Here is a 20,370-nt window from a genome sequence, read left to right as displayed (position 1 = left end):
GCCCGCCCCCGAGCACGCGGATCGGATCCGCCGCGCCCGGCGAGTGGCGAGGCGGGCCGATGACCTCGCGGCGCGGCTGCGCGTGCTCGGCCTGCGCAACGACGCGGCGGCCGCGGAACTGGTCGGCCTCCGGGCTGCGATAGCGGCGGGAGCGGTACCGGGCCGGCCTCCGGGGCGTCGGCAGGCCGGGACCCTGCCGCCGATCTCCAAGACGGCTCCCCTCGACCTTCGCATGCTCCGCACCCTGACCGCCGCCGAGCTCGCCATCGCCCACGGCGATCCCGCACGCGCGCTCGTCACACTCCGCTCCGGCCTGGCCGTTCTGGCCCGGCACCGGTCCCGCCTCGGCAGCGTCGACCTCCAGACCGGCACCGCGGCCCTCGGCGTCGAACTCGCCGCCGCCGGACTCACCCTCACCGTGGACCGGCCGCGGCAGGCTTTCGCCTGGTCCGAACTGTCCCGTGCGCAGGCGCTGCGCATCCGTCCGGTGCGGCCGCCGACCGATCCCGGCGTGGCACAGGCCGTCGCGGAGATCCGGAGTCTGGAGTTCAGCCGCCGAGAGGCGGTGTTCTCCGGGGCGTCGGCGGATCTGGCGCGGGCCGGGCGGCAGGCCGCGTTGGAACAGCGCATCCGGCGCAGCGCGTGGCGTGCGGCGGGCAGCGGCGCGGCCGAGGGAGTGGCAGCGTTCGACGACGTCGCCGAAACGTTGGGCCGCCAGGACACCGCGTTGGTCAGCCTGTTCAAGAACGCTGACACGCTGTTCGCCCTCGTGGTCGCCGGCACGGATTGCCGGGTGGTGCCGCTGGGCGCGGCCGAGGGCGTCTACGAGACCGCGCGGCGTCTGCGTGCGGACCTGGTCGCCCTGGTCGGCCGGGTGCTGCCGGCCCGGATGGAGAAGGCGCTCGCCCAAGCCGTCGCCGCGCACGCCGAGTCGTTGGACACGGTGCTGTTCCGGTCGCGGGTGCGAGGGCTGGTCGGCGATCGTGAGCTGGTCGTCGTGCCCTGCGGCCCGTTGGCGGCGACGCCTTGGTCGCTGCTGCCGGCACTGCGGGGCCGGGCGCTGTCGGTGGCGCCGTCGGCGACGAGTTGGCTGGCGGCGGTTCGGGCGAGGTCGGCCACGCCGATGGATCGCGACGGGTCGCGGGGCACCGTTCTCGTCGCCGGGCCCGGGCTGCGGCAGACCGGCCGTGAGCTGCGCGCCGTCGCCTCGTCGTATCAGGATCCTGTCGTGCTCGACGGTGCGGACGCCGCGGTGGAGGCCACGCTCGCCGCGCTCGACGGCGCGAGGACGGCACACCTGGCTGTTCACGGTCATCACGATCCGGAGAACCCGCTGTTCTCGAAACTCGAACTGGCTGACGGGCCGTTGATGGCGTACGACCTGTTGCACCTCGACGCGGTCCCTGAGCACGTCGTGCTGTCCGCGTGCGACGTCGGGCGGATCTCCATGCGGCCCGGGGACGAGCCGCTGGGACTGGTCGCGACGTTGCTGCACGCCGGGAGCCGGACGGTGGTCGCGGCGGCCGCGCCGGTGGCCGACGGCGTCGCGGCGGAGGTGATGGGCGAGTACCACCGGCTGCTGCGGGCGGGGCGGCGTCCGGCGGCGGCTCTGGCGGCGGCCACGCAGGCCAATCCGCTCGCGGCGTTCAGCTGCTTCGGAGCCGGGTGAGGGATCTTTCCTCAGCCGAAACCCTCTATCCCGCCACGTATCCCCGGCGCCCCGGCTCGCACTTAACCCACAGGAAGGCGGCGACCGCTCAGCCGAAGGCTGACACCCGGCCCCGCCCGAGATCACGTGATCACGAAAGTGGGGGTCTGGCCGGATGCCCGGACATTTCACGCACGTCTACACCGCACGTCGGCTCGCCGACTGGCTGGAGAAGCAGGACCGCTTCAACCCCAACGACAGCGACCAGACCGTCCCCGGCCTCGGTGCGCTCACCGGCGGGAACAGCGGGCTGACGCCACAGCGCTGCGGCGAGCTGATGAAGAAGTGGCCCAAGTACACCAACGTCGGTGCGATCGGGCCGGACCTGTTCTTCTTCTGCCAGGACTACTCCGGGGCGCCTTTCGCGGAGTCGCCGTACGCCTGCGACACCCTGATGCTGGCGATGGCCGTCTACTACTGGGTCGACAAGGCCAAGGACGAGGACTGGGAGCCGTTGCTGGTCATCCTCGCCGAAGTCGATCAGACGTTCGCGCAGGTCGTCCGGATGCTGATCAAGCTGCAGAAGGCCTGGCAGGACTTCGTCCAGGTGTGGGACGCCACCATCGGGCCGGTGGTCAGTGCCGCGGAGGCGGTGCTGGATGGCCTCACCGGGGGCGTGATCAGCGCGGTCGGTGGGGCGATCAGCGAGTTCGCGACCGCGCTGACGCAGATCGTCGAGCAGGAGCTCGTGTCCTACAAGGACGTCTTCAGCTGGTTCTCGCTGAAGATGCGGACCGGTTACGACGAGCACGCCTTCCTCTGGAGCGACATGCTCCACTACCGCAAGACCAACCAGATGGCGGCGAACCTGCTCGCCGAGGCGCAGCGGCAGTTCGGCGAGGACCACGACCAGGACAAGCTGGAGCAGTTCCAGGCGTTCGCGCTCGGGTGGATCGCGCACATCGGGACCGACGTCATCGCCCACTCCTACGTCAACGAGCAGGCCGGCGGGCCGTTCCGCACGCACTGGCAGCGACACCACCTGGTGGAGAACCACATCGACGCCTGGAACTACCGGCAGGCGCGGGCCGACGGCAAGGGCGGGCTGCCCGGCGACGACCTCGCGGCCAACGACGTGTACCCGGACCTGAGCCGCTCGGCGTTCGTCTACGCCGTCGCCCTGGACGAGGAGCACCCCAACGGTTGGGACCGGCCGGCGACGCTGCCCGCGGACCGGGACGCCGCCAAGAAGGCCGTGGACCAGGACGGCGAGATGCCGGCCTGGCTGGCCGAGGGCATCGTCCGGGCCCTGATGGCGACGTATGACGAGGAAGGCGAGACGGTGCCGACCAACCTGGCCGGCAGCGACTTCGCCAACGGCCTGGGGACCGTGAAGTCGGGCCTTGAGACCCTGCTCAACGTCGCCGGAGTCAACCTGAACCGGCCGATCGACGACATCATCGCGCAGGTCGCGCCCGCGCCGGGGTTCACCGTGCCGAAGGGCTTCCCGCTGCCGTGGGAGGTGCAGGTCAGCTACCGGTTCATGATCTCCTACTACCGGCTGGCGTTCTGGGGCGGCTTCGATCTGGACAAGCCGCGGATGCCCAGCGTGATCGAGTGGCCGCCGGCCTCGGACCTGTCCGACCTGGCCAGCGCGCCGGACTTCTCGGGGGTGAACAGCGACGACCCGCTGGAGGACATCTGCGCCGCGATCCTGGCGCTGCTCCAGTGGCTCGTCAAGGAGGTCGCCGCGGTCGTGAAGCTGGTCGCCGACATCGTCAAGGCGATCGTCAGCCCGCTGACGTACCCGATCCGGTGGGCGCTGTACCAGCTGGCGATGCTGGCCTGGGACATGGTCAACACCGCACACGACATGCTCGCGCACCTGGGGTTCGTGCTGCCGCACGGCGAGCTGCGCTATCCCGACGACGGCGAGTTGCGGCAGCCGAACGAGATCGACAAGGCCCTGATCCAGCTGGGCAACACCGTGGACGCGGCGTTCCAGCAGGCGCTGGCCGACGCGGTCGACCCCTTCGGGTTCCTGGACGAGGACCCGAACCTGCTGGTGCCGCAGCCCAACCCGCGTACTGAGAGGTACCCGTTCTTCCCCGTGCGCCCGGTCCAGGACAGCGTGAACGACGCGGACGAGTACCGGCGGCCGTGGGCGTACCCGTCCGTGTCGGTGCGGGGGGACCACACGACCCGCTACGACACGCCGACCGAGCTCTCGGACGTCGTCAACGAGCTCAAGGCCCTGAACGTCGACGCCAGGATCAGCACGGAGATCGTGCGGATCCTGGGCCGGACCGCGGGGACCGTCAGCGGCCCCTACCCGCACGGCGCGCTGCCGCACGAGGTGCTGTTCCGCACCGACAAGCCGGTGTCGCCGGCCGAGCGGCAGATGTACGAGCACGCGGCCACCCCGGCGCACACCGACGTGGTGAACGAGCAGGTCATCGGCCGGACGCCGGACCGCGACCACAGCCCGCTGGGCGACCCGATCCCGTTCAGCGCCTACCTGATGGGCCGGATCGTGGACCCGGCGGCCGGGGCGGTCTCGGACTTCAACCTCGACGCCGACCGGGGGTACGGCTACCGGTGCTGGGACTGGATCCGCGGCGACGCCATGGACAAGGACCCCCGCGGGGACGGGTACCACCTGCCGGTCGACCCGCCGGAGGGCAGCCCGCGGTGGGGCGGCGCGGAGCCGCCGAACCAGGGTCTGGTCATGCTGCGGTATCTGGCCCCGGAGATCCGCGTGCCGGTTCCCGGACCGGTTCCTGGACCGATTCCCGGGCCGACTCCGGGAGCCGGACCCGCTCCGGCGCCCGGCGCCGAGCCCGCCGGGGCTGGCGGGGCCGCCGCGCAGGAGCCCTGGACGCCCGGCGAAGACCCGAACTCGTACACCATCTGGACGGGGAGGCCGACCAAGTGAGCACGCACGACCGTTCCACCGCCGGCCAGGCCGCGCAGTCCGTCGCGCACCTCGCGGCCGAGCCCTGCGACACCCGTTACGACGCCGCCGGCCTGGTGCGCCGGGCCTTCGAGCTCGCCGCCGACGTCGTCGAGGGCGCCGTCGCCCGCCGCGAGTGCTGCGGCTCCCACAGCCATCACCGCTGCGGATGCGGATGCCACCCCGGTGGCGACGGCGGCCCGTGCGGACAAGGCGGCCCGGGCAGCCAGGGCGGCGGCGACGTCCCCGGCCGTCCGACCCGCGAGCCCGGCACCAGCACCGGTGCCGCGGACGGGCACCCGGTCACGCCGGGCGACCTCGTCCCGCTGCCGCCGCGGGTGTGGCCCGGGGTGCGGAAGAACCTCCTCCTCCCGTTCCTGTTCCTGCGCGCCAATCCCGGCGACACCGGTACGCGCCCGGTCAGCGGTCCGTTCTGGGAGAGCCCCGACGTCTACATCCTCGCGGGGGTGGCGCCGGACGCCGCGCCCGCGATCCCGCCGGCCCTGGGCCAGGTCGCGCAGGCCGGCGTCGACAACACCGTCTACGCCCACGTGTGGAACCTGGGCCAGGCCCCGGCCCGCGAGGTCATCGTCGAGTTCTACTGGTGCAACCCGAGCCTGGGCTTCAACCCCAACGGCCTGACCAAGATCGGGACGGCGGTGACCCAGCTCGGCGACCGCTACAGCGGCGAGTGCCACAAGGTCGTCAAGTGCCCGAACAGCTGGCAGGCCGGCTACGTCAACGGCGGCCACGAGTGCCTGCTGGTGCGGGCCTGGGACGTCGCCGCCGACCCGATGACCACCCCGGAGTGGGACGCGCGGGTCAACCGGCACCTGGGCCAGCGCAACATCCACGTGGTCCCGCCGGGCGGGCCGACCGGCGCGCTGAAGCTCCAGGTCGGACAGCTGTTCGGGATGGCCGCCGAGATCACGGTCGAGCGGCACGCCCCGGCCACCATGCCGTGGCTCCAGCTGCACACCGGGCAGCGCGGCGTGTTCCCGGTACAGGCCGTCGGGACCGGACAGCTCACCGTGGCCGCGCCGGGGCAGCTCGGCACGGGGAACACGCTGCCGGTCGCCGGGGACGGCGCGCAGGTCGTGTTCGCCGCCGGGGACCAGGCACCCGGCGCCGGCCAGGCGCACGTCTACCGCGTCACCGCCAGCCAGGGCGGGCAGGTCGTCGGCGGCTACACGGTCGTCCACCAGGGCTGATCGACGTCCCGCCGGCGCCGCCGCCTTGCCGGGCGGCGCCGGCGGGCCACCGGTTCGAACCCCTCATCTCCAGGCCACAGCACCACCCGGAACAGGAATCGATGACCGCCATGTCCATGGACGTCCGGCACCTCACCTACACCGCCATCCGCGACAGCCGCCTGAGCCAGGCGCTCGCCGACCTCTCCCACCCGGACACCGCGCTGCTCCAACGCATCCGCGACGTCCTGGACGCCGCCGGGCAGGACTACACCGCGCGCCGCTACCAGTCCGCGATCGCCGGCTACAAGCAGGCCTCGACCCTGATCTGGTCGCAGATGGATCCCGGCCTGAAGATCGGCCCCGGGATGATCGGGCACCTGGCGATCGATCCCAAGCTGCTGTCGTCGCTGTTGGAGACCTCGCTCAACTGGCTCGGCGTGGTGCCGGTGCCCGGGCCGCTGAGCCCGGTCATCCCGGTCGTGGCCGGGAACGGCGGCCCGGGCGTCGCCGACCGGATCGGCCTGACCTCTCCGGTCGTGGCGACCCCGGCGGCGCTGGCCGCCGCCGGATCCGCGCGCCTGGCCGGCATCTACACGGCGCAGGGCAGCCGGAACGCCGGGACCGAGCTGGAGCGGCGCGCGCTGTCCCTGGACAAGACCGTCGCCGAGGCCGTGTTCGAACTCCCGCAGGACGGCGGCCTGGCGCACCGCATCGCCTCCCTGTTCACCCGCAGCCTCAGCCGCCCGGCCGCGTCCGCGAACACCACCGCCATGGAGCGGGTCCAGGCGACCGCCATGCCGAACACCCCGGTCGCCGTGCCCGCCCCGGGCCTGGGCGCCGCCGCCGTGCTGCCCGGTGCCGGCGCGCCCCCGGCCCCGGTCGGCAATCCGGCCATGACCGCGAGCCTGGCCGCCAACCTCACCGAGGACGTCACGGTCCTGCCGACCTCCCTCACCCAGCAGCGCCGGCTCGGCCTGCGGACCGGGCCGGTCCTGGGCCCGGCGCCCGAGGTGATCCCGCAGTTCGACTTCACGGTCGGCGGCACGCCCGACGTCGCCTCCGTCGAGCACGCCGTCTACGCCGCGCGGGTCAACCTGGCCGCGCTGCCCGACGTGCTGGCCCAGCCGATCACCCCGGGCGACTTCGTGGTGGCGCTGGCGCACACCTTCTACTACGTCATCCCGGTGGCCCTCGGGGACTGCTACGCCGCTCTCGGCGACTGGACCGACGCCGAGACCCAGTACCTCTACGCGGCGAACTACCAGTACATCAACGCCCAGATCGAGGCCCCGCAGCTGTGGGGCAAGCTCGCGATGCTGTACGTGCAGTGGGCCGACAGCCTCTACCGGAACGGCGACGCGCCCAGCGCCCAGCCGTACTACGAGCGCGTCGTGCTGCTCGGCGGCCAGGTTCCGGCCAGCTCCCTGTACACCGTCGCGGGCATCGGCCCCGGTGCGCAGGTCGCCAAGAGCCTGATCCCGAACCTCGCCGCGCTGATCGCCGATCCGTCGGCGCTGGCAGCGGCCGCCAGCCCGGCCATCTCCACGCCGATGGTCGACGCCTGGGGCAAGCTCGGCCAGATCAAGGCCGGGCTGGACTTCCACGGCCACTGGGCCCCGACCGTGCCGATCTGGACCTTCGACTACCTCCAGCAGGTCGCCGGCCAGTACGCGCAGCAGGCCGTGACCGTCGAGCAGAACGTCATCGGCTACTGGGACCGCGCCGACCAGGCCCAGCTCACCCGGCTCCAGCTGGCCCAGCACGTCGCCGACAGCCAGGCCGAGCAGAACGCGGCCAAGCTCCAGGCCGACGCCGCCCGGGCCGAGGCCGACGCCTACCAGAAGGGCCTGGACCTGGCGAACGAGCGCGCCGCCGACGCGACCGCGAACGCCGCGGACTACCAGAACCTGCACAGCCAGGCGATGCTCTACCAGGCGGAGAGCTCCGAGGTGAGCGGCGGTGACGACGGCCAGCCGGACTATCTCAACTCCCTGGCCGACCAGTTCCAGAGCGGTTCCACCATCTCCGGCGACCGCGGCGACATCGCCGCCGCCGTGCAGCTGGTGTCCAGCCGGCTGAGCATGCAGTACGAAGTGGCCTCGATGCAGCGCACCAGCCAGGAGATGCAGGCCGCCGCGACGCAGGCGCAGGCCGAGGTCACCGCGGCGCAGGCCCGGGTGGCGGCTTCCGACGCGCAGGTGGCGATCGCCCAGCTGCACACCGGCGAGGCGCAGGCCGTGCTGGCCGCCTTCGACGACCAGACCTTCTCGGCCGGCGTGTGGAAGGCGATGGGAGACAAGCTCTACGCCCTCTACCGCCGCTACCTCGACATGGCGCTGCGCGAGGCGAAGCTGATGCAGAGCGCGTTCAACTTCGAGAACGACACCTCGGTCACCGTCATCCGCCCCGACTACACCTCCGACGAGATCCAGGGGCTGCTCGCCGCCGACCAGCTCCAGGCCGACATCCAGTCGTTCACCGACACCCTGCTGGCCACCCGGCGTACCAAGATCCAGCCGGTCACCCACGTGCTGAGCCTGGCGACCCGGCACAGCTACGCCTTCGAGACCCAGTTCCGCTCCAGCGGCCGCATCGCCTTCGACACCACCGCCGACGACTTCGACCTGGCCTACCCCGGCACCTACGGCGGCCGGATCCGGCACGCCGAGGTGACCCTCGTCGGCCTGACCCAGCCCACCGGCTTGTCCGGCACCCTGACCTGCGGCGGCCTGTCCTTCTACCGCACCCCCACCGACACCTGGGACAGCCAGGACACGAACATCATGCGCCGCCGGGTGCAGACCGCCGAGACCCTGGTCCTGTCCGACTTCGACCGGCGCCTGGACCCGGCCGCGCTGGCCGACCAGCGGCAGACCGGCATGCTGGCCGGCGCCGGGGTGATCGGCACCTGGGTGCTGGACGTGCCGCCGGAGGTCAACGACCTGGACTACCACCTGATCACCGACGTGCTGGTCAGCTTCACCTACGATGCCCGCTACGACCCCGACCTGGCCACCGAGGTGCGGCAGGTCCTGGACTCGCAGCCCGGCGCGCACGTCACGCAGATCGGGCTCCCGCTGCGCTGGATCTACCCGGACGCGTTCTTCGACCTCGTCAACACCCAGACCGCGACGGTCCACATCCAGCGCTCGGACCTGCCGCTGAACCAGGCCTCGGCGCAGCTCACCCAGGTCGGGCTGCTGGTCACCACCTCCGGCGGCCACTCGCCGGCCGCGCTGACGATCGACGTGACCGCGCCCGGCGCGGCCTCGGCCTCGGCCGCGGTGTCGGACGCCGGCGGCCTGGCCACCAGCACCTCGGCGGGCAGCCCGCTGGCCACGCAGCTCGGGCGGCCGGTGGTCGGGGACTGGACGCTGTCGGTCCCGGCGGCTGCGAACCCGGCGTGGGCCGGGACCACGGGGCTTGATCTCAGTTCCCTGGCGAACCTGACGCTGCTGCTCGAGTACAGCTACACCCCGAGGACCTCCGCATGACCGCCGCCGACCCCACCAGCCAGGAGATCCTCCAGCTCCCGCCCGGCGGCGGAGCGGTCGCCTCCTCCGGCACCGACTTCGACATCGACATGAACACCGGCACCGCCGGGCTGTCGCTGCCGTTGACCGTGCCGGCCGGGCCCAACGGGATCAGGCCGGAGCTGACCCTGCGCTACCACTCCGGGTCCGGAGCCGACTGGCTGGGCCTGGGGTGGTCGCTGAACCTGCCGCGGGTGACCCTGCGGACCGGCCGCGCCTCAGGGGGCACGGCCCCGCAGCCCGCGCTGGACGGAGTCGGCCCGCTGTGGCCGCGGGCCGACTCCGGCTGGGCCCCCGAGGTGGACAGCCTCGGCCAGCGGATCCTCGGCGGACCGGGACCCGGCTGGCAGCTGGTCGACCCGCAGGACACCGTCCACGCCCTCGGCGGCGGCGCCGGCAGCCGGATCACCGACGGCGCCGGGACCACCGTGGCCTGGCTGCTGGACTCGGTCACCGACAGCAGCGGCAACGCCGTGGCCTACGGCTGGGAGCCCAGCGGCGGCAACCTCCGCCTGGCCACCGTGAGCTGGGGCCGCTACCTGGTCCGCTTCGGCTACGAGCAGCGTCCGGACACGCTCACCGACGGCAGCCTCGGCGTGCTGCTGGGCATCGGCTCCCGGGCCGCCGTCATCGAGCTGCACCGGACCGACCTGGCCGCGAGCCTGCTCCGGTCCTGGCAGCTCGGCTACGACGACGCCGGCGGCGCCGGGCGCAGCCTGCTGACCTCCGTCGCGCAGTTCGCGCACGGCGAGGACGGCAGTACCCTGCCCGGCGCGTCCGTCGGCTTCGACTACACCCGGCCGGCGGCCCCGACCCTGACGGTCCTGCCCCGGCTGCCGTTCGCGGTGCGCCGCGGCGGCACGCAGTTCGTCGACCTCGACGGTGACGGCCTGCCGGACCTGCTCGACCTGAGCGACGCCGCTCCCCGGTGGTGGCGCAACACCGGGGGCGGCGTCTTCACCGGGCCGCACCGGCCCCGGGCCCTGCCCAGCCCGGTGCGGCTGGACCCGTCGAGTGTCGCCTTCGCCGACACCGACGGCGACGGCGCCGCGAACCTGCTCGTGATGACCGAGCGGTTCGCCGGCTCCTACCCCTTGAACGCGGTCGGCGACCCGGCAACCCGCCCGTCGGGCGCCGATCCGCTCGCGGCGCCGTTCGGACCTCCCGTCCGATGGCGCCGCGCTCCCTCCTTCCGCCTCGACGACCCGCGGCTGCGGCTGCTGGACCTCGACGGCGACGGCCGCAGCGACGTGCTGGTGCAGACCGGCGCGCGGTGGCTGGGCTGGGTCCAGGACTCGGGTCAGGACTCGGGCCAGGGCTCGGGCCAGGACTCCGGCCAGGACGGGAGCACCGGGTCGGCCACGCGCGGCTGGCTGGCCGACCCGGTCGAGATCTCCGGGCCGGCCCGGCCCGACGTCGACCTCGGCGACCCCCGGGTCAGCTTCGCCGACGTCAACGGCGACGGCGGCCTCGACGTCGTCCGGGTCGCCGGCGCCACCCTGACCTACTGGCCGAGCCTGGGCCCGAGCCGCTGGGGCGCGCCGGTCACCGTGCCGATCCCGCAGGCGCCCTCCCGCCTGGACCCGCGCCGCGTGCTGCTGGTCGACGTGGACGGCGACGGCTGCGCGGACCTGGTGTACCTGGACGACGCCAGAGTCCTGCTCTGGCGCTGGTGCGGGGCGGACAAGCTGGCCGCGCCGAGCGTGCTCGCGGGCACACCGCCGACCGGGCCCGGACACTTCCGGCTCCTGGACCTGGAGGGCACCGGCACCCAGGGCATCCTGCTCGACCTGCCCGGCGGGCGTCAGGGCTATGTCGACCTGCTGGGCGGCAGCAAGCCCTACCTGCTGACCGGGGTCAGCGACGCCGGCGCCACCACGACCATGACGTGGCGCACCTCGACCCGGTTCGCGGCCGACGACGAGGCGGCCGGCAAACCGTGGCGCACGTTCCACCCCTTCCCCGTGCACTGCGTCGCCGAGACGAGCACGGCCAACGCCGCCACCGGCGCCGTGTCCACCACGCGCTACCGCTACCACGAGGCCCGCTACGACCCGGACGCCCGCGCGTTCCTCGGCTTCGGCCGGGTCGACCGCGACGAACTCGGCGACCCCGGCGTCCCGACCCGGCGCACCGTCACCACCTTCCACCTGGGCCTGGACCCGGCCGACCCGGCCCGGGTGCTGACCGGCACCGAGCGGCTGCACCTCGGGGCGCTGCGCCGGCGTCCCCTGTCGGTCCTCGTCCACGACCCGGACGCCGACCCCGGCGCGCTGCGCCCGGAGAGCGTCGTCCGCTACTCCTACGGCGTGCTCGACCAGCCGCTGGCCGGCGGCCGGCACAGCCTTCTGCCCCACGGCACGACCACCGTCGAAGAACGCTGGGAGGGCAACGCCGCGCCGGTCAGCGTGCACACCGTCGACTATCTGGTGATCGACGGCGCCGGCATGGTGCTGAGCCAGCGCAGCGTCGTGCGGCGGCCGGGGCAGCCCGCGGACCGCGACGTCACCCTGACCCGGACCGTGGCCACCGGGGGTGTCAACCTGCACCTGCCGTGCCGCACGCGCGAGGTCGACGCCGACGGGGTGGTGCTGGCCGACAGCATCACCTACTTCGACGGGCCCGGGGGCGTCGGGCTGCCCCTGGGCTCGGCCACGCGCGGGCTGATCAGCCGGGTCGAGGACCTCGCGCTCACCGACGACATGGTCGCCGCGGTCTGGGGCGCGGACCCGCCGGACTTCGGCGCGCACGGCTACCACCGCCTGGACGGGGAGTCCGGCTGGTGGGTCGCGCGCAGCCGGCTGAGCCGCGACCCGGCGCAGCCCACGCTGCTGACCAGCCTCAGCCCGCTGGGCACGGCCGGCACGACCGAGCTCGACCCGACCCTGCACGACGTCCTGTCCGTCACCGACGGCCTCGGGCACAAGCGCAGCGCGGTCTACGACCCGCGCACCGGCAACGTCACCAGCGTCACCGAGTTCGACGGCGCGGTGCGGCACGAGTCCTTCGACGTGCTCGGCCGGGTGACCGGCTACTGGGCCGCGACGGACCCCGCCGGGCCGCCGATCGCGACCTGGCGCTACACCACCGGCGCCATGCCGGTCCAGGTCATCGCGACCGGCGCGGCGACCGCCGGCGAACCCAGCCGCTCGGTGACCTACCTCGACGGCACCGGCGCGTCGCTGTGCAAGCTCGTCCCCACCGGCGACGCGGTCCAGCCCTGGCTGGTCACCGACGCGAAGGTGCTGAACGCCCGCGGCCTGGCAGCCGAGGTGTTCATGCCCTACCCGACGGCCGCCGAGGCCTACGCCGCCCCCGCGCCGGCCCTCCCGCACAGCGCCTTCACGTACGACGTCGCCGGACGCCTGCTCACCGAGACCCGGCCCGACGGCACCAGCACCACCTGGACCAGGTCTCCGGGCTCGGTGACGGTCAGCCTCCGACCGCCCGGCGCGGCCGCGGACCGGCCGAAGGAACGCCACCTGCTCGACGCGTGCGGCCAGGTGCTCGGCATCGGGCGCTGGGACGGGACGCGCTGGGTCGAGCAGACCTACACCTGGGACCACCGCGGCCGGCCGCTGACCGTCACCACGCCGGACGGGGTCGTCAACACCCTGACCCACGACCTGCTCGGACGGATGATCTGCCACGACAGCCCGGACGGCGGCCGGACCCGGCGGCTGCTCGACGCGCTCGGCAACGAACTGCGCACCGAGATCGCCACCGGCGACGCCGTCACCCGCGAGTTCGACGCCCTCGGGCGGCCGACCAAGCTGTGGCGGACCGCGGCCGGCCTGTCCGGCGCACCGGACGTGACCTGGGAGTACCTGCTCCCGGGCGCTCCGGCGCCGGCGGACGGCGAACAACACCGCGTCGGCCGCCTGTGGCGGGTCACCGACGCCCTGGGCTATCTGACCCTTGCCTACGACGCCGCGGGCCGCGTCGTGGGCAAGGTGCGGGGCGGACCGCACTTGGGCCGGGAGGTGGAGTGCGACGCGGAATACGACCGCGACGGCCACCTCACCGCGGTCACCCTGCCCGCCGCCGCGCCGGGGGGGACGCGGCGGCGGATCGACTACACCCACGACGCCCTGGGGCGGCCGGACGGCGCCCCGGGCTTCGTGGCCGGAGTGGACTACGACGTGTTCGGCCGGACCTCGGAGATCCGGCACGCGAACGGCGTCGTCACCACCCTGCACTACGACGACGTCACCGGGCAGGTGCGCGGGCAGAAGATCGTCGGGCCGCACGGCGAGGTCCTGCGGGACCAGAGCTACGACTACGACGACGAACACCGGCTTGTCGGCATCGGCGCCGGGGCCGCTGCGGACGAGACCGGCTGGGCGTACTCCTTCGACGGGCTGGGGCGGCTGGCGTCGGCCGCGCCGTCTGGGCTGTCTGGGTCGTCTGGGCTGTCTGTGCCGTCTGGGCCGGCCGCGGGTCCCGGCCGGCTGTTCACCTACTCCGACGGCGGCAACATGCTGACCGGGCCGCTGGGCGACACCCAGACGTACGTGCCCGGCACCAGCCGGCTGGCGACCGCCGGCGGCCAGGCCTACGGCCACGACGCCGCAGGCCGGGTGACCTCGGCGCCGTGGGGGACCGCGACCTGGGACGCCGAGGACCACCTGCTGAGCGTGGCGTCGGCGGGCTCGACGATCCAGCACGTCTACGACCACACCGGCGCGCGGATCATGAGCCGCAAGGACGGTGCCGTCTACTACGTGCGGGTCAGCGAGGAACTCGGGTTCTTCGACGGCGGCGCGACCTTGTTCGTGTCCTTCGCCGGGGCGCCGATCGCCACCATCGACGAGACCGGGGCGGGGCAGTGGCTGCACCAGGACGTTCTCGGCGACGTCACGCTGGTGACCGACGCCGCCGGGGCGGTCGCCCGGCGGATCACCCTGGATCCGTGGGGCAACGAGCTTGGCCCCGGGACCGGCCCGGGCACCGGCGAGGCACCCGGATCCGGGTTCCTCGGCACCGTGACCGACCCGACCGGCCTGATCTGCCTGGGCCACCGGTGGTACGACCCGCGCACCGGCAGGTTCCTGTCACCGGACCCGATGGCCGGCGGCCTGTACACCGTGGGCGCGTGGAACGCCTACAGCTACGGCATGAACAACCCGGTGCTGACCGCCGATCCCAGCGGCCTCACCTCGATCTGGACCATCATCGCGCTCGCCGTGGCGGTCGCGCTGATCGTCGTCCTGTGCGTCGCCACCTGCGGCGCGGCGCTCGCCGGGGTCACCGTCCTGGGCGTCACCTTCGCCGCCGGAGGGGCATCGGCCGGGACCCTGATCGCGGTCGGCATCGGCGCCTTCGGCGGCGCGCTGGCCGGGGCCATGTCCGCCGACCAGAAGGGCGGCGACGTCATGCTCGGCGCCCTGCTCGGCGGCATCATCGGCGGCGCGACCGCACTGATCGGCGGCGCCGTCGGCGGAGCCATCACCACAGCGCTGAAAGGGTGCGCCACCTGGGCCGTCTACGCGCTGTCCGGGGCCGCGCAGGGCGCCATCAGCGGCTTCGGCTCGGGCCTGGCCACCGGCTGGGCCGGCGGCAAGGGCAGCCTCGGCGACATGATGCTCAGCGCGACCCGCGGCATGATCTGGGGCGCGACGATCGGCCTGGTGGTGGGCGGCTTCCTCGGCGGCAAGTTCGCCTCCGACGGCGACCAGCACAGCTACCTGGAGATCGGCACACTGCACAAGTACGGGCTCGGCTTCGCGGCCAACAGCACCGACGCCACCAGCAGCTTCGAGATCTGGGACAACTCGGTCGGCACCTCCTGGGACATAGGCCTCGGCGTCGAACACGCCACGAACGGCACCTTCAGCGCCGGCGGCGACATCTTCGGCAACGTCATCGACGTCTGCAACATGCGTAACGTAGGCGCCGACCTGGGCATGTTCACCACAGACATCCCCGGCACCCTGTTCGCGGTCGACCTGACGCGCATCGCCAACTTCATCGCCATCGACGGCGGCGCGTCCGGCCTGATCTCCCTCAGCGTCGGAGCCGACGCAGCCGGCTACAGCTACGCCGACCAGGTGGTGCTGATGCTGAAGGGCGTCCCGATCCTGGGGAACCTCCTCACGATCTTCGACGACATGGGCTCACTGAACGGAGTCAAGAACGGGTTCAACTTGTTCTACGGGAGCTCGGACGCAAAGGGCTGAGATGCTTGACGGTGGCTTTCACCATCGCCGCGTCGGGTCCGAGCGCCAAGAATTCTGCCTCGGCCGGGATGATTGGGAGCGGCTGGTGGGATGATTCGGGCGACGTGACGGTGCGCTTGCGCACAGGTCTGCCGTTCGACTCAGGGAGCGGATCTCATGGCACGGATCGTCGGCGTGGTGCGACGCGCCCTGGGACGCAGACGTCATGACGGTGCGACGGCCGCCGAGGCCGAACACCGCGTGCGGCTGAAGCAGCTCGCCTCAGAATGCGATCGCGAACCTGCCGTCGGCGAGTTTCCGCAGCCAGCCGCGGTCGGCGAGCTTGTTCATCTTCCCGTGCAGTAGCTCCAGCTTGCCCCGCACCTCGGCTGGCAGGCCGAGCGTCTCGCCGACGGCCCGGACGTGACCGGCCCGGCTGCGTCGCGCACGATCGTCAGGATCCGCTGGTAGTCCGCCGGCAGCGCCTCGGGGCCGGCCCCGGCGGCCCGAGCCGGAATCAGCAGCACCGGCGACTCGCCGGGCATGATCCGACGATCCACAGCAACGCCAACCGGCATATCAGCTGAACCAGCGAGGGTGTAACGCGGGTGGCTCAGCCGGAAATAGAACAGGGTGGGAGGTCCGCATGCCCAGGGATCCGGCTCAAGACCCACAGAAACGCTTCACGCGTGTATATCAACAGCACTACGAGCAAGCTATGCGACGACGATGGCGGTTGTAATTCCGATCTTGCTGTTCGCTGCCGGCGCCGAAGCGCGCGAGTTTGAGAGCAGGACGCATGGCCGCCGAGGGCTGCTGTTGTGGGAGCAACGAGCCGACCAGGTGAAGGCGTATCTGGGCACGCTGCCGGATAGAGACATGAACATCCCCTCGCAAGAGCTTCAGGCGCGCAGCCTGGAGCTACGGGGAGAGATCGTGAAGATCGCACTGAAGCGGCCTACGGCGAGTGAATTGCTGAGTAGCGCGAGAGGCGTTGCGTTTACAGTTCTCGGCCTCGTGTGGGCATTGACGGTCTTCTTCCTCGCGCTGACTCAGATCTTGATATTGGTCTGGCTGGGACAGCCATCACCGAGACCGGACGACTCGCTGGCCACCATGTCCCTGTTCGCGATCATTGCCGGCCTGGTGATGATGTTCTTGATGCCGTTGCTACGCCTGACCATCCCGGGGTCGGGGTCGAAAGCAACTCGCCTCAACCAATTGATGCCAGTTCGCGAAAGTAGTGAGGCTCGCCAAGGCGCCCGGCTCGCTCTCCGGGTTCCTGGCAGGGTGCGTGATACCCGCCTGGTCTGGAGCTGAGCTGTCCGCGCTGTGCACAACGTGATGCCCGGTACGGCGTCTGGCGGGGCCGGGGAAGGTCGGCCGGTCACCGCCGGACTGCCACCGCCCTTGTGGTGCCGGTGCCGGGGGAGCAGACTGAGGCACGGCAACGCAGGGTGCGCATGTGATCCCATTCAGTGGTCACACGTGCCGGATGCTGCCAGGACCCGACTCCGTCGTGACGGCGAACACCGTCCAGTCCTGCGCGTCCCGCCGCCGTGAACGAGGCCCCTTTCAGCAAGGGTCGGCCGACGGCGTGCTTGCCAGGATTCGAGGAGCGCTCAGATGAGCACCACGCGACCCACCCCCGCGCACGACGAGAAGCTGATCGACGTCAGCGAGCACGCCAAGTCCCAGTACGGCATCTCGGCGGCCACCGCCACCGCGATGCGCAACTACGGGTACGCCCTGCTGGCGATCGCCGGAGCCGACGGCAAGGTCTCCCCGGCCGAGCTGAGGTGGCTCGTCGACCACCAGCGCACGTTCGGCGTCCCGGAGGAGATCCTGGCGCAGTACCCGACGTTCGACTACAAGACCGCCGACCTGAACAAGCTCCTGTCCGGCATCGTCACGGATGTCAAGACCTGGTCCGCCGCCCCGAACCTGGTCTACCACGCGACGCAGATGTGCGGCGCCGACGGCGTCTACGCCGGCAAGGAGAAGAGGAAGGTCATGGAGGCCGCCAAGGCCATGCGGGTCGCCGACGACATGGTCCTGACCATCCAGGCTCTGGTCGAGATGGAGGCGGCCAGCGGCAAGATGCGCAGGGCCCTGTTCCACGTCGACACCCTCTGATCCTCTGCGGGCACCCGACTGAACCGGGGTCCGGGGCCAGCCGTGGCCGGACGCCTGTCCCTTCCTGGGACGGCGTGCGGGCCACGGCTGACGCCGTCCGGCAGAACCTTCAGCAGCTGGCGACCACCTAGATGTGCGGGCGGCCCGCATCCAGTAGCGCGTTGCGTGGTTCGCCGGGCTCGGCGTGCCTTCTGGTGGCGGTCTACTTGGGCAGGCGCTCCAGGATCCACTCGCCGAGTTCGACGGTCATCTTGGTGTGCGGGGTGTTCGTGCGGGAGCACTTGAACTCGTCGACCTCGCTGGCGGAGGCCGGTTCCTTGTCGATGGTGAGGTAGAGCTCTGCGTCGGTGGCGACGCCGCGGATCGCCACCGCGCTCACCGACGGCACGAAGTTGATGGTCGGGTAGTCGCACTCGACCTCGTAGCCGAGTTCGCGCAGGTTCTCCGCGGCGAGGAGGAAGGAGTCGAGGGTGCCGCCTGGGGCGCTGTCGGCCTTGGGCATGTTCTCGGTGTAGAAGTCGTAGGCGGGCAGCGTGCCCAGCTTGTACCAGCCGGCGTGGAACTTCGCGCCGTTGTCCTGGATCCACATCTTGGTGCTGAGTCCGTCCGGCGGGTTCTCGGTGGCCAGTGCGAGTGCGCCGGCCAGGGCGCCGTTGGGCTCGCCGTTGCCCGCGCCGTTCGCCACGGCGAGCAGCCGCGGTATCCGCGGCCAGTCGCCGTAGGCCGCCAGCTCCCGGAGGAACTGGGTGCGCAGCGGGTCCTCGCGGGGTTTGGTGAGGATGTTGGGGGTGTGGCGCCATAGCAGCTGGCGTGCGGCGTCGCTGTTGATCTGCTGGGAGAGCAGCGGGGCGAAGGGCGCGACCACGTGGGCCATCTTCTGGAGCGACAACGGGATCCACGCGCCGCGGTGCGGGCTGTCGTAGGAGATGTAGGTCGATGTTTTGTGATCGAACTCGTCGTGTTCCAGCTTCGCCAGGGCGTAGCGGGTCACCAGGCCGCCCATGCTGAAGCCGCCGACGGTCAGCGAAACGGTGTCGTCGCACTCGCCGATGGCCCGGGCGATGGTGGCGATGACCGCCTGTGCGTTGTCCTGGATCTTCCGGCTGCGCTGGTCGTAGCCGACGAGGATGAGGTCGTAGCCGTTGTCCCGCAGTTTGCTGATGAAGGGGTAGTCGTGGTTCTGCAGGCCGTCCCACAGCTCGTCGGGGTCGCTGGCGGCGAACCCGAAACCGTCCGCCAGGATGACCGGCCGGGTCAGGTGGTCCTGACCGGTCGCGTAGTAGACCCGGGCCCAGCCGTAGGGAACCGGCCAGGGATCCTCGGACGGGTCCGGGGCCGGCGGGTACTCGATCGCGGTGGGGGCCTCGGTCAGGCTCCAGCTCTGGACGGGGATGTCGGCCATGTGTCTTGCCCTTCTCGTCACAGCGTCGCAAGTCCGGAAATCTCCGCTGACGCCTGTGATTGACCGTAGTGGGGTGGCTCATCCATGGATATACGCAGATGGACCGATGGCGAAGCGCGGCGTGAAATAGCGGATGCAAGGCGTAACCAGCACAGGTGGGCGATGTTCGGTGATGGCGGGGAGCAACTTTGACAGTGCGCTGAGTTGCGGCCCCGGCCGTGCGCGTCCAGACTCCGGAGTATCAGACCTCTGAGATAGGAGTGGCAGTCATGGCGAACGGCCCGCTCGTCCACATCTCGATCCGCGGCGCCGACGTGGCGATCATCAACGGCCAGGTCTACGCGTCCATCATCGCCCCGCCCAACGCGACCACGTGGATCGCGAGCTCGGCGGACGACGGCACCATCCAGTTCACCGACCAGGCCGGCGGTCTGGTACTCGGCGCCCCGAGCCTGGACCCCGGTACCCAAGCGGTCGTCGCCCCGGTCGACGCGGGCCTTGCCGTCTCGTCCTGGACCCTGACCCGGTACAGCGACGATGCCGAGGACGACGCGTCACCGATCAAGGACGCGAGCGAGATTACCAGCGGCTACTACGCGATTCAGGAACCGGGCACCGGCGAGTTCCTGTTCCGCAACCAGATCGAGGACCGCAGCCTGATGCCCAAGCGGGTGGCGCTCCAGCCGAGCGGCGCGGACCAGGGCCCGCTGGTCATCCAGGTCGTCGGCTGAGAAGGCGTTCGATCGAACGCGTCCCTATTCGCCAGGGTTCGCCAGGGGTGTGGGAGTGGGCCGCTCTGGCGCGGGCCTGGCTTTGGTGCAAAGTTACCCGTGGACGTTGTCTGGTCCGTGCGCGGCCCTCATTATGGGCCCGCAGATCCCGTGGGGGGAGTCGTCGGAGCCTGGACCCCGCTTCCGAGGGCAGATCCTCTCCCCGGTCCTGGCCGCTATGGCCGCTATGACCGCAGTCCCGGGCCATGACCGCTCGGGTCACCACGCGTTGAGTTAGGACTCCCTGTCACCGACCCCGAAGCTGAGCCGCCGGGCCACGACATCCGCGGCGAACTCCGCGACGAGTTGTCCGTGGACGCACGCAGACCAGCGCATCCACTCCATCGCCTCCGGAATCGGCATGTCGAGTTGGACGCTCAGCACTCCGGAAGCCTGGTCGATGACTGCGGAGGTGTCGATGATCCCGGTGTCTTTGACGTTGCTTCCGTTAGTGGGTTCCAGCACGGCATGGCCCCTGTGTTCGCGTAGACGCTGTGGAATGCCGTACCGGGGTCTGGGGATGGGCTGTCAACAACTCTACGGCGTGGGATGGAGCGACGTGAAGCCCTGACACACG

At 71.7% G+C, this 20,370-nt stretch carries 12 protein-coding genes; 9 read left to right on the top strand and 3 right to left on the bottom strand.

Going from position 1 to position 20,370, the window contains the following annotated elements:
* The 6 genes from GWK61_RS02515 to GWK61_RS02490 all read left to right on the top strand — a co-directional run.
* Window positions 1–1,669, top strand: a 1,669-nt coding sequence (locus GWK61_RS02515; RefSeq protein WP_228561625.1) for a CHAT domain-containing protein, incomplete at its 5' end; no start/stop codon positions are given.
* 154 nt (window positions 1,670–1,823) lie between these two features.
* A complete protein-coding gene (locus GWK61_RS02510) occupies window positions 1,824–4,583 on the top strand; it encodes a zinc dependent phospholipase C family protein (RefSeq protein WP_194904437.1) in 2,760 nt (919 codons plus the stop codon).
* On the top strand, window positions 4,580–5,812 hold the full coding sequence (locus GWK61_RS02505; RefSeq protein WP_194904435.1) for a hypothetical protein: 1,233 nt from the start codon (window positions 4,580–4,582) through the stop codon (window positions 5,810–5,812). Before GWK61_RS02510 ends, GWK61_RS02505 begins: the two co-directional genes overlap by 4 nt.
* A 101-nt stretch (window positions 5,813–5,913) precedes the next feature.
* Window positions 5,914–9,288 carry a Tc toxin subunit A-related protein gene (locus tag GWK61_RS02500; protein ID WP_194904433.1) on the top strand — a complete coding sequence of 1,125 codons (3,375 nt, stop codon included), beginning with the start codon at window positions 5,914–5,916 and terminating at the stop codon, window positions 9,286–9,288.
* A complete protein-coding gene (locus GWK61_RS02495) occupies window positions 9,285–15,506 on the top strand; it encodes a toxin TcdB middle/N-terminal domain-containing protein (protein WP_194904431.1) in 6,222 nt (2,073 codons plus the stop codon). The genes GWK61_RS02500 and GWK61_RS02495 overlap by 4 nt, the downstream gene beginning before the upstream one ends.
* Window positions 15,507–15,662: 156 nt before the next feature.
* A complete protein-coding gene (locus tag GWK61_RS02490; protein WP_194904450.1) occupies window positions 15,663–15,851 on the top strand; it encodes a hypothetical protein in 189 nt (62 codons plus the stop codon).
* Here GWK61_RS02490 and GWK61_RS02485 read toward each other — a convergent pair.
* Entirely contained in the window at window positions 15,833–16,030 is a 198-nt protein-coding gene (locus GWK61_RS02485) for a hypothetical protein (RefSeq protein WP_228561624.1), read from the bottom strand. The genes GWK61_RS02490 and GWK61_RS02485 overlap by 19 nt on opposite strands.
* Before the next feature lie 184 nt (window positions 16,031–16,214).
* On the opposite strand from GWK61_RS02485, the gene GWK61_RS02480 reads away from it, so the two are divergent.
* Both GWK61_RS02480 and GWK61_RS02475 read left to right on the top strand, forming a co-directional pair.
* Complete coding sequence (locus tag GWK61_RS02480) at window positions 16,215–16,805, top strand: hypothetical protein (RefSeq protein WP_194904429.1); 591 nt, start codon at window positions 16,215–16,217, stop codon at window positions 16,803–16,805.
* A 306-nt stretch (window positions 16,806–17,111) separates the two neighbouring features.
* Complete coding sequence (locus GWK61_RS02475; RefSeq protein ID WP_194904428.1) at window positions 17,112–17,621, top strand: tellurite resistance TerB family protein; 510 nt, start codon at window positions 17,112–17,114, stop codon at window positions 17,619–17,621.
* A gap of 202 nt (window positions 17,622–17,823) precedes the next feature.
* Here the strand turns inward: GWK61_RS02475 and GWK61_RS02470 are convergent, their stop codons facing one another.
* On the bottom strand, window positions 17,824–19,023 hold the full coding sequence (locus tag GWK61_RS02470) for an esterase/lipase family protein (protein WP_194904426.1): 1,200 nt from the start codon (window positions 19,021–19,023) through the stop codon (window positions 17,824–17,826).
* 269 nt (window positions 19,024–19,292) lie between these two features.
* Between GWK61_RS02470 and GWK61_RS02465 the strand changes: the two genes are divergently transcribed.
* On the top strand, window positions 19,293–19,754 hold the full coding sequence (locus GWK61_RS02465) for an I66 family serine proteinase inhibitor (RefSeq protein WP_194904424.1): 462 nt from the start codon (window positions 19,293–19,295) through the stop codon (window positions 19,752–19,754).
* 273 nt (window positions 19,755–20,027) lie between these two features.
* On the opposite strand, the gene GWK61_RS02460 is transcribed toward GWK61_RS02465, so the two are convergent.
* Entirely contained in the window at window positions 20,028–20,258 is a 231-nt protein-coding gene (locus GWK61_RS02460) for an ANTAR domain-containing protein (RefSeq protein WP_194904422.1), read from the bottom strand.
* Window positions 20,259–20,370 lie beyond the last annotated feature (112 nt).

Origin of the sequence: Catenulispora rubra (genome assembly GCF_015356825.1) — a bacterium.
GTDB classification, from domain to species: Bacteria; Actinomycetota; Actinomycetes; order Streptomycetales; family Catenulisporaceae; genus Catenulispora; species Catenulispora rubra.
Note: the sequence above shows the minus strand (reverse complement) of the source record. Positions and strands in the feature narration are given on the sequence as shown.